At 68.0% G+C, this 12,355-nt stretch carries 11 protein-coding genes; 4 read left to right on the forward strand and 7 right to left on the reverse strand.

Features of this window, described 5'->3' with window-relative positions; genetic code table 11:
- Positions 1-27: 27 nt before the first annotated feature.
- From L880_RS0130695 to L880_RS0130710, 4 genes are all read right to left on the reverse strand, one after another.
- Positions 28-1,167 (reverse strand): porin, encoded by a 1,140-nt coding sequence (locus L880_RS0130695; RefSeq protein ID WP_027478860.1) that lies wholly within the window; start codon positions 1,165-1,167, stop codon positions 28-30.
- Positions 1,164-2,948, reverse strand: a complete 1,785-nt coding sequence (gene paaN / locus L880_RS34040; protein ID WP_051443717.1) for a phenylacetic acid degradation protein PaaN — start codon at positions 2,946-2,948, stop codon at positions 1,164-1,166. The genes L880_RS0130695 and paaN overlap by 4 nt, the downstream gene beginning before the upstream one ends.
- Positions 2,949-3,372: 424 nt before the next feature.
- The gene (locus L880_RS0130705; protein WP_027478861.1) at positions 3,373-4,251 is read right to left on the reverse strand and encodes an alpha/beta fold hydrolase; all 879 of its coding nucleotides are present in this window, start codon (positions 4,249-4,251) and stop codon (positions 3,373-3,375) included.
- Positions 4,252-4,387: 136 nt separating this feature from the next.
- A complete protein-coding gene (locus L880_RS0130710; protein ID WP_027478862.1) occupies positions 4,388-6,292 on the reverse strand; it encodes a YhgE/Pip domain-containing protein in 1,905 nt (634 codons plus the stop codon).
- A 352-nt stretch (positions 6,293-6,644) separates the two neighbouring features.
- Between L880_RS0130710 and L880_RS0130715 the strand changes: the two genes are divergently transcribed.
- From L880_RS0130715 to L880_RS0130730, 4 genes are all read left to right on the forward strand, one after another.
- Positions 6,645-7,493, forward strand: coding sequence for a 3-hydroxybutyryl-CoA dehydrogenase (locus L880_RS0130715; RefSeq protein ID WP_027478863.1), 849 nt, complete (start codon positions 6,645-6,647; stop codon positions 7,491-7,493).
- A 100-nt stretch (positions 7,494-7,593) separates the two neighbouring features.
- Positions 7,594-8,424 carry a crotonase/enoyl-CoA hydratase family protein gene (locus L880_RS0130720; RefSeq protein WP_027478864.1) on the forward strand — a complete coding sequence of 277 codons (831 nt, stop codon included), beginning with the start codon at positions 7,594-7,596 and terminating at the stop codon, positions 8,422-8,424.
- A gap of 84 nt (positions 8,425-8,508) precedes the next feature.
- Positions 8,509-8,970, forward strand: coding sequence for a MarR family winged helix-turn-helix transcriptional regulator (locus L880_RS0130725; RefSeq protein ID WP_027478865.1), 462 nt, complete (start codon positions 8,509-8,511; stop codon positions 8,968-8,970).
- 76 nt (positions 8,971-9,046) lie between these two features.
- The gene (locus tag L880_RS0130730) at positions 9,047-9,475 is read left to right on the forward strand and encodes an organic hydroperoxide resistance protein (protein ID WP_019577202.1); all 429 of its coding nucleotides are present in this window, start codon (positions 9,047-9,049) and stop codon (positions 9,473-9,475) included.
- A gap of 46 nt (positions 9,476-9,521) precedes the next feature.
- Here L880_RS0130730 and L880_RS34680 read toward each other — a convergent pair whose 3' ends face one another.
- From L880_RS34680 to L880_RS0130745, 3 genes are read right to left on the reverse strand one after another with little or no spacing between them, the layout of a single operon-like run.
- Complete coding sequence (locus L880_RS34680; RefSeq protein WP_051443718.1) at positions 9,522-10,799, reverse strand: GGDEF domain-containing protein; 1,278 nt, start codon at positions 10,797-10,799, stop codon at positions 9,522-9,524.
- A 10-nt stretch (positions 10,800-10,809) separates the two neighbouring features.
- Positions 10,810-11,592 (reverse strand): substrate-binding periplasmic protein, encoded by a 783-nt coding sequence (locus tag L880_RS0130740; RefSeq protein ID WP_051443719.1) that lies wholly within the window; start codon positions 11,590-11,592, stop codon positions 10,810-10,812.
- Positions 11,580-12,350, reverse strand: coding sequence for a transporter substrate-binding domain-containing protein (locus tag L880_RS0130745; RefSeq protein WP_027478867.1), 771 nt, complete (start codon positions 12,348-12,350; stop codon positions 11,580-11,582). Before L880_RS0130745 ends, L880_RS0130740 begins: the two co-directional genes overlap by 13 nt.
- Positions 12,351-12,355: the final 5 nt, after the last annotated feature.

Genomic DNA, 12,355 nt, shown 5'->3' on the forward strand with positions numbered 1-12,355 from the left:
TGGGGGTGATGACGGGAGAGGCCTTGCTCAGAAGGTGTGCTTGATGCCCGCATAGATCGATTGCGTGCGGAAGCCCTCCGCACCAGGGGGCAAGGGCAGGTTGTTGGTCGGGTACCAGAAGTCGTAGGCGGCATGGGCCTGGTTGCTGACGGTGGAATAGCTCAGGGCCAGGGCGCTGCGCTTGGACAGCGCGTATTCGTAGCCCACGGAGAACATGCGGGCACCGGAGGCGGCGCGCGGCCGTCCGTCCGCCACGACGGGGCGGGCCTCGCCATAGGTGAGGTGCCAAAGATGGGGCCCCTCGCGGTAGATGAACGGCAGGGCCCAGGCATCGCGGCGCAGCGAGTGTTCGGGGATGGCGGGGCCGGCCACGCGGTTGCGGTCCCACAGCCAGGCGAGCTTGATCCCGTTGTCAAACGCGTACGCCACGCCGAACCGGTTGGCATGCTGATCGTGGGTCAGGTCTCGGCGCTCCCCCTCGCCGCTCTGCCGGGCCCGGTACAGCGTGTTCCAGTACAACACCAGCCGGCCATCGTTGTAGGTGGGGTTGAAGTTGAGGGTGTGCTTGCCCGCCTGTTGCGGACTCTGCTCGTCGAAGCCGTAGGTGGCACTGAAGCCCGTGTGCGCCCAGCGTGGCGAGTCGTAACGCAGCAGGTTCGACAGAATGCCCCCCGCAAAGTAAGACAGGCTGCGACCGATCGAGCCCAACAGGTTCAGGGTGCCGCTGGCATAGGGGCCGGCATCGTAGATGGCGTTGTGGCTCAGGCCCGCATCGGCAGAATGGTAGGTGGACCAACGCCCGACCAGCACCCGGCCCCACTGCGGGTTCTTGAAGCCCACCGCCTGAGTGCGCGGAGGTGACAGCGCCGAGCCCATCTCGCCGGTGTTGACGAGCAGGCCATGCTCCAGGTGAAAGAAGACGCGGGTCTGTCCGTCCAAGGCCTCTTCGCCGCGCACGTAGAACCAGGAGGCGTTGTCGCTCATGATGGTGTTGCGTCCGTTGACGGGCGCCGAGATCGCATCGGTGTGGACACCGCTGTAATGCAAGTGCTGCACCCCCACCTTGATCTGCCCGCCCAAAGCCAGGCCCGGCCCATCCGTCTGCGCCTGGGCCACGGCACACAGGGCCCACCCGCCCAGCGAGCCCAGCGCGGCGAAGCGCTTCATGCCGCGCCTCCCGGCGGCCGCTGCGTTGGCATCGGGCGCCGCACCTGGGCAATGCGAAAGCGCGCGCTCACAAAGGCCAGATCGGTCAGGCAGGCGTTGCCGGCCGGGTTGAGCCCGGTCACGTGGTAATCGCTGTAGGCCGCCGCGAAATTGAGAGGCATCGGGCCGGTGAGGTTGATCGTGAGCTGGGCGCCGGCCATCGCATAGGCCTCTTCAGCCTGGGCGATGAAGCCCGGGTCTTGCGCATAGACAAAGGCGGTGAGGCCGCCCAACTCGGTGACATCGGCGCAGGCCTGCTGCAGGGCCGCCTCGGCGCTCTCACATTCGATGAGAAAGGCCACGGGCCCGAAGCGCTCCTCGCCATACAGGTCTCGCTCGCTGCGCTTGAGCTGGATGAGCAGCGGTGAAGCCGTGCGCGCCTGGGGGTAGTCAGGGTGGACGTAGGGCGTGGCCTGCCGCAGCACCTGGCCGCGGCGCGCACCCTCGCGGCTCAGCGCCTCCAGCAGGGCCAGGGTCTGCGGCGACTGCAGGGTGGCCAGCATCATGGCGGCGCGGCGCGGATCGCCAGCAATCTGATCGATGAAATGCACCAGGCGCTCACCGACTTGCTGCACCGACACCCGCCCCTGGGGGGTGAGCACGCCGTCACGCGGCAGGTAGATGTTCTGCGGGCTGGTGCACATCTGAGCGCTGAACAGGCACAGGCTGGTGGCCAGGCTGCGCAATGCCGCATCCAGGTCATCGGCCTCGGCCAGCACCACGGTGTTGCAGCCCGAGGTTTCGGTGAACACCAGGGCCGGCCCGGCGTTGCGCTCCACCCACTGCCCGAAGCGGGCACTGCCGGTGAAGTCGACGATGGCCGTGGCCGGGTGCTGCACCAGGCGCTGGCCCTGGGGCTCGGCCACGCTGTCCAGGCACAGCGTGACCAGATCGGGGTCGAAGCCGGCCGCCTGCAGCACCTGCCGGAACACGCGCACCGAGATCGCCATCGGCAGCACGCAGGCCGGATGTGGCTTGACGATCACCGCATTGCCGGTGGCCAGGCTGGCCATCATCGAGGGCCAGGCGTTCCAGGTGGGGAAGGTGGCGCAGGCAAAGCACACGGCCACGCCCCGGGGTACCTTGCGGTAGGTTTTTTCAAGGCAGATTTCAGCCGTGCCGAACGGGCGTGCCCAGCGGGCCTGGGAGGGCACGTTCTGCAAGGCCTGGTGCGCATGGACCAGGGCTTCGATGGCCCGGTCCAGGGCATTCACGCCCGAGCCGGTGAAGGCCATGTTGAAGCTCTGCCCGGCGGTGTGCATCACGGCAAACGCCAACTCGAAGAGGTGCCGGCGGTACAGCACATCGACCACCTCCATCAACACGCCAATGCGGGTGTTGACCTCGGCACGGGCCCAATCCGGCATGGCCGCCCTGGCAGCGGTGAACAGGGCATCGGCGTCGGCTTGCGGGTAGACGATGCCGAGGGGCTGGCCGGTGTAGGGCGAACTCTCCTCGCCCAGCCAGGCGCAGGTGCCGGGTTGGGCCAGTTCGAAGGGCTGGCCCAATTGGGCCTGGTGGGCCGCCCTTCCCGTGCGCCGGGCCTCGTCCGCCGATGGGTAGAGCTCGGGGTGGTCCACAAAGGCGCTCCAGTGACCTCGATCACGGCAAGCCGCTTGCGCCGCCTCGAAACGGGGCAGGTGCCGTGCATGCAGCTCTGCGCCACAGAGGGCCTCTGCGGCGGCCTGGTGGGCAGAGCGGGCTGCGGTCTGCGGCAGGTCGGAATGGGTGGTGGTCTTCATTCGGTTTGCTTCCCTGAATGAACCCACTTTAAAAAGCGCTCCAGCCCGGCCGGCCTGGGTTTCCCCGATCACGCTCGCAGCGAGCGGTCAATCGATCAGAGGTACTTGAAGATGCGTTGGAATCACGGCTCCATCGCCTCGATGGGCGCCCTGCTCTCAAGCACCGGGGCGCCGTCCTGGCATGGCGAGGTCGGCAGCAACACCCGCCGACGCGGGGTGTCCAAAGGCCTTCCGCAAAAAGGGGCAAGACCCTTTGAGCGCCCGCGGAGGCCCGTCATCCACCTCAGCCGCGGGCATCGGCGGGCCGCTCATCAGCGCAACACGGACGGGCGGCCTCGGAAAGCGCCCCAGGAAATGTTCACGGCGTACGGTCTGCGCCGCAAGACGTGCTGCCGCCGCGCCCCAACCCTGGAAAAGCGCCCGCTCAATGGCTTTTCAGGTGCGGCAGCAAGGCTTCCAGCAGCAGGGCAGCTGCCCCCGGCGGCAGGTCGTGGCCCATGCCCTCGATGCCCACCAGCTGGGCGCCCCGGATGCGGCGGCGCGTGTCCTCACCACAGGCGTAGGGCACCAGCGGGTCTTGCTTGCCGTGCAGCACCAGCGTGGGCGTGCGGATGGTGCGCAGCTCTTCGGCCCGGCCGCTGTCGCACAGCACGGCCAACAACTGGCGCGAGGTGCCCACCGGGTGGAAGGCGCGCTGCAGGCCCAGCACAATGCGCTCGCGCATCTGCTCCAGGTCGGCCGGAAAGGCCGGGCTGCCGATCAGCCGGTACAGCTTGACGAAATGCTCCAGCGCCTGGGCCGGGTCGGCAGGGGCTGGGGTCACCAGGGCGCCCAGCACCTCAGGCGCGGCCTGGGGCAGGCCGGCGGCGCCGCTGCTGCTCATGATGCTGGTGAGGCTGAGCACGCGCTGCGGGGCGGCCAAGGCCACGCGCTGCGCAATCATGCCGCCCATGCTGACACCCACCACATGGGCCTTGCGCACGCCCAGCGCGTCAAGCACGCCCAGGGCGTCGAGCGCCATGTCGTGCACGGTGTAGGGCGGCTTGACCGGCAGGCCCAGCGGCAGGCGCGCCAGGGCCCAGGGCAGGTTGGGCGGGCCCAGCTCGTCGAAATACTGCGACAGGCCCACGTCGCGGTTGTCAAAGCGGATGACGCGGTAGCCGGCGTCGAGCAGGGGTTGCACAAAGTACGGGGGCCAGGCGATCAGTTGCATGCCCAGGCCCATGATCAGCAAGACGGCAGGGTCGTCGTGCGGGCCCTGGTCTTCCACTTCGATGTTGATGCCGTTGGCGGTGATGTTCATAGGGTGCCTTTCTCTGGGGGGAGGAACAGGCAGACCGGTGCCGGTCTGCCGCTGATCGGCCCCGATCAGGCGCCTGCCTGCGGGACCGAAGCCTCATTGGCCCACAAGGCCCGGCCCGATAGGCCCCCACCCGTCCTCAGACCTTGACCGCCGGCTGATAAAGGTCGGGCTCCACATGCACCCAGCGGCCAAACAGCGCGATCAGCGCGGTGGCCACCAAGCCAGCCAGGGCCACCATGCCGCAGGCCTGGCCCCAGCGGTTGTCAAAGGCACCGAACAGCACGGTGCGGAAGGCCTGCACCACCCAGCTGAAGGGCAGCCACGAGTGCACAGCCCGGAAGAAGCCCGCCGACAACTCCACCGGCAGCACGCCGCCGCCGGCCGACAGCTGCAGGGTGAGCAGCAGCACGGTCAGGATGCGGCCGAACTCGCCGAACACATGCACCATGGCCGACAGCACGGCCAGGAACACCACCGAGGCCAGCACCATGGTCAGGCCCAGCGCCGCCACCCGCGGCGTCTGCACCGACAGCACGAACAACAGCGTGATCTCGACCAGCAGCACCTGCAGCAGCACCACCAGCACCGGCACGGTCATCTTGCCCAGCGTCTTGGCCAGGCGCGGCACGTGGCCGTGCACGCGCAGCACCAGGCTCATGTTGAACAGGTAGCCCGCCATCACGGCGCCGATCCACAAGGCCACCGACACCATGTTGGGGATGAAAGCCGTGCCGTTGTTGGGCACCGGCGCGGCCACCTCCACGCGCAGCGCCACCGACTCGGCCAGGCCCGAGGCATTGCCCTCCAGCTTGGCCAGCGAAGTGGGGATGGCCGCCTCGATGGTCTTGATGCCCGTGAGCAGCTTGTCGGCGCCGTCGGCCAGCTTCACGCCGCCGGCGGTGAACTCGTCCAGTTGGCGATCCGGGGGCAGCTTGCTGGCCAGCTTGTGCACGCCGTCACCCAGGGCCTGCACGCCGTCAGTGAGCTGGCCCAACCCGGTTTCCAGCTGCGCCTGGCCGTTGATCAATTGCCGATTGCCGGCCACGGCCTGCTTGTTGGCGGCACGGGCCTGCTTCAGGCCTTGCTGCAGCTTGTCGGCGCCATCGGCCAGCTGGCCGGCGCCGGCCGCGATGCGGTCGCCCACCAGCCACAGTCCCTCGGTTTCCGACTGCATCTTGCGAGCGCCGCCCAGCAACTGGCCGGCGCCGCCCTCCAGCTGTTCCAGCCCGTTGCCGATCTGGGCCAGGCCGCTGCCCAGCTCGCGCTGGCCGGCGCTCAGTTGCTGGGCCCCGGACTTGAGGGCACGCAGGTCGCTGCCGGCCGGCCAATGCGACTCGATGGTGCGGATGCCGCCGTTCACCTCCTTGAAGCCCTCGCCCACCTGGTGGGCCGCGTCGCGGTACTGGTGGCTGCCCTTGGCCAGGGTGTCGGCGCCTTCGCGCACCTGGCTCAAGGCGCGGCGCAGCTGGGTCAGGCGGTCTTCCGAGGCCGAGGCCGTGTCCAGCACCATGGACCAGCGCTGCTCATTGAGCATCTCGTTGACCTGATGGTCCAGCTCCGAGGCAAAGCGCCTGGCCAGGTTGGCCGAGCTGTAGTTGTTGCCCTCGGAGGTGTAGATCACCATCTGGCCGGCGCCACGGGCCGTACCGGGCACCGCATTGGCGCTGAAGTTGGGCGGAATCAGCAGCGCAAAGGCCAGGTCGCCACGGCGCACCGCCTCGCGGGCGTCCTCCAGCGATTCGTACATGCGAAAGCCGAAGGCCTTGCGCTCCAGCAAGGTGTCGGTCAGGTGGGTGCCCACGTTCGCATCGTGGCCGCGGTAGTGCAGACCCAGGTCGTGGTTGACGATGCCCACGGGCAATTCGGCCGTGTGGCCGCTCGGGTCCCACACGCTGGTGAGGTAGATCAGTGAATACAGGGCCGGCACCACACCCACCGCCAGAATGGCCAGCCACACGCGCGGGTAGCGGCGCAACAGGGCCAGTTCGGCCCGGGCAATGGCAACGGTGCCGTGGAACAGGGATTTCAGGTACTTGAGCATCTTGGGTTGTCAACGGCGTCGGCAGAACCTCAGACGGGCCGATTCGCACCGTGTGGAGTACACCACGGATCGAATTCCCGGGCGAAGTGGCCCCAAAATGCCGTCAGATCTGCCAGTCAAGCCGATCATCGCATCAAGCCCTACCCCTGTGAACCCGTGTGACAAGCGGTCAGCGTGCCTGCCACCGGCCGGGGTGTTCTCGTGAGGGTTCTGGCGGGGCCGCACCTTGGATGTCTGCGCCAGATCAAGTCCGGCAGCGGGCCGGCGCACAACTGTCACGCGGCTTACCAAGGGTGGTGATCGAATCTGGATACCATCTTGGCAACCGTTTTTACTTCAAGGAACAATCACCATGAGCATTCAAACCGTCGGCATCATTGGCGCAGGCACCATGGGCAACGGCATCGCGCAGGCTTGCGCCGTGTCGGGCCTGCAAGTGGTGATGGTGGACATCTCCGAAGCGGCCGTGCAAAAAGGCATTGCCACCGTGGCCGGCTCGCTGGACCGCCTGATCAAGAAGGAGAAGATCACCGCGGCCGACAAGGACGCCGCCCTGGCCCGCATCCAGGGCAGCACCTCGTACGAAGACCTGAAAAAGGCCCAGATCGTGATCGAGGCCGCCACCGAGAACCATGCACTCAAGGTCAAGATCCTCCAGCAGATCGACGCCCTGGTGGCACCCGAGGTGATCCTGGCCTCCAACACCTCGTCCATCTCCATCACCCAGCTGGCCGCCGCCACCAGCCGCCCCGACCGTTTCATCGGCATGCACTTCTTCAACCCGGTGCCGATGATGGCCCTGGTCGAGATCATCCGCGGCCTGCAGACCAGCGACGCCACCCATGACGCGGTCAAGGCCCTGGCCGAAGCCCTGGGCAAGAGCCCGATCACGGTCAAGAACTCGCCCGGTTTCGTGGTCAACCGCATCCTGGTGCCCATGATCAACGAGGCCTTCTTCGTGCTGGCCGAAGGCATTGCCACCCCGGAAGACATCGACGCCGGCATGAAGCTGGGCTGCAACCAGCCCATCGGCCCGCTGGCCCTGGCCGACATGATCGGCCTGGACGTGTGCCTGGCCGTGATGCAGGTCTACCTTGAAGAGTTTGGCGACAGCAAGTACCGCGCTTGCCCGCTGCTCAAGGAAATGGTCGCCGCCGGCCAACTGGGCCGCAAGACCGGCCGCGGCGTCTACACCTACTGAGGCCGGGCCCCTGAGCGGGGCCGGTATCAGGGTTCGCCCCAGGGCCTGGGTGTCGCGCCGGTGAATGCCGGCGCCGCACCTGCCCCCCTAGCATGGGGTCATGAACACCCCCTTCCAACCCCCCACCCCCACGCCGCTGCACCCTGAAGGCAGCATCGACACCGAAGTGCGCGGCAGCGTGCTGCTGATCGGCATCAACCGGCCCAACAAGCGCAACGGCTTCACGCCCAAGATGTACCGTGAACTGGGGCTGGCCTACACCCGTCTTGACGACGACCCCGCCCTGCGCGTGGGCGTGCTGCACGCCTTTGGCGAGCACTTCACGGCCGGGCTGGATCTGCCCACCATCGCCCCGCTGATGCAGCGCGGCGAAAAAGCCGTGCCCCTGGGCCTGGTCGACCCGGTGGACCTGGGCATGCCGGGCTACCGGCGCCGCACCAAGCCGATGCTGGTGGCCGTGCAGGGCATCACCTACACCCTGGGCATCGAGCTGATGCTGGCGGCCGACATCGTGGTGGCGGCCGACAACTGCCGCTTCTCGCAACTCGAGGTCAAGCGCGGCATCATGGCCACCGGCGGTGCCACCCTGCGCATGGCCGAGCGCGCCGGCCTGGGCAATGCCCTGCTGCACCTGCTGACCGGCGACGAGTTCGGCGCGCCCGAGGCGCTGCGCCTGAACTTCGTGCAGAAGGTGGTGCCCGCCGGGCAGGAACTGCCCACCGCCCTGGCCCTGGCCGAGGTGATTGCCGAGCAGGCCCCGCTGGCCGTGGTGGCCACCCGGCAGAACGTGCTCAAGGCCATCGAACACGGGCCTCTGGTCGCCATGCACGACTTCATCGACACCCAGCAACGCCTGTCGCGCAGCGAAGACGCCCGCGAAGGCGTGCAGTCCTTCATCGACAAGCGACCGGCCCGCTTCACCGGCCGCTGAGGCGGCGCCCGCCATTCCACACCCGCAGTGTGGTTTTACCCAATTAAATTGCGAACAATTTAATTGACAGCAATAATTCAGCCCATGGACACCAACGCACCACCCGACACCCCCAGCCCCGCAGCCCTGCGGCTGGACAACCAGGTCTGCTTTGCGCTGTATTCGGCCTCGCTGGCCATGACCAAGCTGTACAAGCCCCTGCTCGACGAGATCGGCCTGACCTACCCGCAATACCTGGTGATGCTGGTGCTGTGGGAGCAGGACGGCCTGACCGTGTCGGCCCTGGGCGAGCGCCTGTTCCTCGACTCGGGCACCCTGACCCCCCTGCTCAAGCGCCTGGAAGGCGCAGGGCTGCTGGGCCGGCTGCGCGATGTGCAAGACGAACGCCGCGTGCGCATCACCCTGACAGCGGCCGGCCGCGCCCTGCGCGACACCGCCGAACGCATTCCGGCCTGTGTGCTGCAGCAAAGCCAGTGCAGCCTGCCCGAACTGCTGGCCCTGACCGAGCAGCTCAAGACCCTGCGCGGCCACCTGGCCGGCGGCTGAGACCCGATCCACTTTTCTGTCTGTTTTTTCAACCACCCACCCGTCTGCCAGTCAGACATTTCACAGGAGCAGCACCATGACCACCCACCTCGACAAAGTTCTGTACACCGCCGACGTCACCTCCACCGGTGGCCGCGAAGGCCGCGCCGTCAGCTCGGACGGCCTGCTGGACGTGAAGCTCAGCCCCCCGAAGGAACTGGGCGGTGCCGGCGGCGCCACCAACCCTGAGCAGCTGTTTGCCGCAGGCTACTCGGCCTGCTTCATGGGCGCGCTCAAGCACGTGGCCGGCGCCGCCAAGATCGCCATCCCGGCCAGCGCCACCATCCAGGCCAAGGTCGGCATCGGCCCGATCCCGGCCGGTTTCGGCATCGAAGCCCACCTGACCATCACCCTGCCCGGCATCGAGCGCGCCGTGGCCGAAGACCTGGTGGCCAAGGCCCACGGCGTGTGCCCCTACTCGAACGCCACCCGCGGCAACATCGACGTGACCCTGACCGTGGTCTGATCACCCCGAGGCCCGTCACAGCCGATCTGGCCGGCTGTGCCCCGCTTCAGGCCGCCACCGCGCGCTCTTCGAGCACCACGCGGTTGCGGCCTTCGTCTTTGGCGCGGTAGAGCGCCTTGTCCGCATCGCCCAGGGCCTTCTCCAGACCGTTGACGCCCATGGGCGCCAGGCCGATGCTCACCGTCATGCCCGGCAGCACCTGACCGTCGGGCAAGGTGAACCGATGCCGCTCCAGGTTGTGGCGCAGGCGTTCGGCCAGTGCCAGGCCGTCGGGCGCATCGCAGCCCACCAGCACAAAGGCGAACTCCTCGCCGCCAAAACGGCAGACCAGGTCCTCCGCGCGCAGTGCCTCGCGCAGCAGCCGCGCACACTGGCGCAGCACCTCGTCACCGGCGGCGTGGCTGTGCTCGTCGTTGACCCGTTTGAAGAAGTCCAGATCGGCCATGCCCACCAGGGCCGGCCGGTGCTCACGCCTCAGCCGGTGCAGCAGCTCGTAGGCCTGTGCCATGAAATGGCGCCGGTTCGGCAACCCGGTCAGGCTGTCATGGTGGGCCTGAAACTCCAGCTGGTGGCGCACCAGCTCGTTTTCGGTCATGGTGGCGGCCAGGGTGTTCAGCGCCTCGCCCAGCACCACCACCTCACGCACCGCAGCGGTGGGCATGGGGGGCAAGGCCTGCCCCGCCTGCAAGCGCAACAGCCCCTGGTGCACGCCGATCAGGGGCTGCAGAACCCGTCGGTGCAACAGCCACAGGAACAACAGGAGGAGCAGACCGGCCGACCCCATGGTGGCCAGCCACTGGTAACGGGCCCGCCGCGCCACCTGGGCCAGCGCGTCGAGATCCTGGCCTGGCAGCTGGGCGGCCTGGGTCAGCAACGCATCGGCGGCCTGCGTCAGGTCACGCGACAGCGGCTCCCAGCGCAAGCGCCAAGCCGCCCGCCCTTGGGGCGAGCGGGCCAGATCGTTCGCGGCTTCGGCCAGCAAGGCGGCCGCCCGCTCAGCCTGACGGGCCGCCTTGGCCTCTTGCTGGACGCTGGGGTGCTGGCTCACCAGGGTGACCAGCAGGAGCGCGTTCTGCCGCTCGGCCTGGGATTCCGAGGCCAACAGGCGATCGCCTTCATGCCCGATCTGCAGCAGATTGCGCCCCAGGCGCTGCAAGCGCACGATCTCCGGCACCATGTCCTGCTGCGCCCGGCTGGTGACGGCCTGGACCTGCTGCTGCTGCGCATCGACCCACCAGGCGGCCATCAGCACCATGAGCATGACAAGCCCGGTCAGCACGGAATACACCCAGATGGATCGGAAGTCGCGTCGTGCGGCCGGCATGGTGGGGCCTTCAGTTGACCCGGATCGACAGGTACTGCGAATTGATCCGGTCGTAGACGCCATTGCGCTCGAGCCGCTCCAGGGCGGCATCCAGCTGGGTCTTGAGCTCGGGCTTCAGGGGCGTGACGCCAAACGAGGCCGCGCCGGACAGCTCCGGGTCACGGCGGGGCTGCACACTGAGGTTCAGCGCCTGCAAGGCGGGGTCCTTCATCAGACCGATCACCGTCATCATCGGCGCCAGCATGCCATCGGCCCGGCCTTGCAGCAGCAGGCCGGCCAGCTCGGCGTTGCTCAGCACCTCCACACGCTGCCACTGGTGCTGCACCGCAAAACGCGCCTGGGCCGAGCCCTGGACCACCGCCACCCGCACGCCGGTCTGCTCGGGCAGCAGGCCCGGGCGGGCCACCCAGGCCGAGATCGAGGTGTAGTAAGGCCGGGCCAGCAGGATCTGGGCGCGCCGCTCGGGCGTGGGCAGCAGGCTCATGGCGGCCACATCGATGCGGCCCTGGCGCAGGTCGTCCACAGCGCCCGCGATGGTCGCGGGCACCAGGCGGCAGTTGCGGCCCATCTCCTTGCAGGCGGCGCGGATCATGTCGACGCTGTAGCCGCTGTACTCCCCCCGGTCATCCCGCAACGACATCGGAGGCGAATGGCCTTGCACCCCCACGATCAGGTCTTCGGCAGCCCGGGCGTCAGTCCCCACCCCCAGGGCCAGGGCCAGGACCAGGCACAGCCAGACGGCCCACAGGCCGGCTCGCCCATGTCGACCCGGTCGCGGGTTCAGTTCAGCCACTTGGCGGCCATGCGCTGGTAGTCGCCCTGGGCCTGGATCAGGTGCAGCCACTGGTCCACATAGGCCTTGGTCAGCGTGTCGCCACGCGGCAGCAGGTAGGCCATCTCGCCGTACTGCAGGGGCTTGTCGGGGTTCACGGCGCACAGGCCGGGGTGCAGCTTCTGCTGCACCAGGGTCTCGGCCGACTCGGTCACGAACACATCGGCGCGCCCACTGAGCACCTCGTTGAAGATGGTCAGGTTCTCGGGGTGGATGGTGAGCTGGGCCGTCTTGAAGTTGGCGCGCGCAAAGCGCTCGTTGCTGCCGCCGGGGTTGGCCACCACCTTGACGCCGGGCTGGTCGATGGCCGCCACGGTCTGGAAGCGCGCCACATCGGCGCAACGCACCAGCGGCGTCTTGCCGTTGACCATGTAGGGCGCGCTGAACCAGGCGCGCTTCTGGCGCTCCAGGGTCACCGAGATGCCACCCACCGCGATGTCGCAGGCGCCCCCCGTGAAGTCGTCCATCATCTTGGCCCAGCTCGTCTTCACGAACTGCACCTTGACCCCCAGCGAGGCGGCCAGCGAGGTCGCCAGATCCACATCCAGGCCCTCGAAACTGCCATCGGGCAGGGCAAAACTGAAAGGCTTGTAGTCGCCCGGGGTACAGGCCTTGAGCACACCGGCCTTCACCACCTCATCCACCCCACCGGCTTGCGCGGCACCGCAGCCGACAACAGCGAGGGCAGCCAGGAGCGCTTTGCGAGAAAACTTTGGCATGGCAA

The organism is Curvibacter gracilis ATCC BAA-807, from assembly GCF_000518645.1.
In the GTDB taxonomy this organism is placed as follows: domain Bacteria; phylum Pseudomonadota; class Gammaproteobacteria; order Burkholderiales; family Burkholderiaceae_C; genus Curvibacter; species Curvibacter gracilis.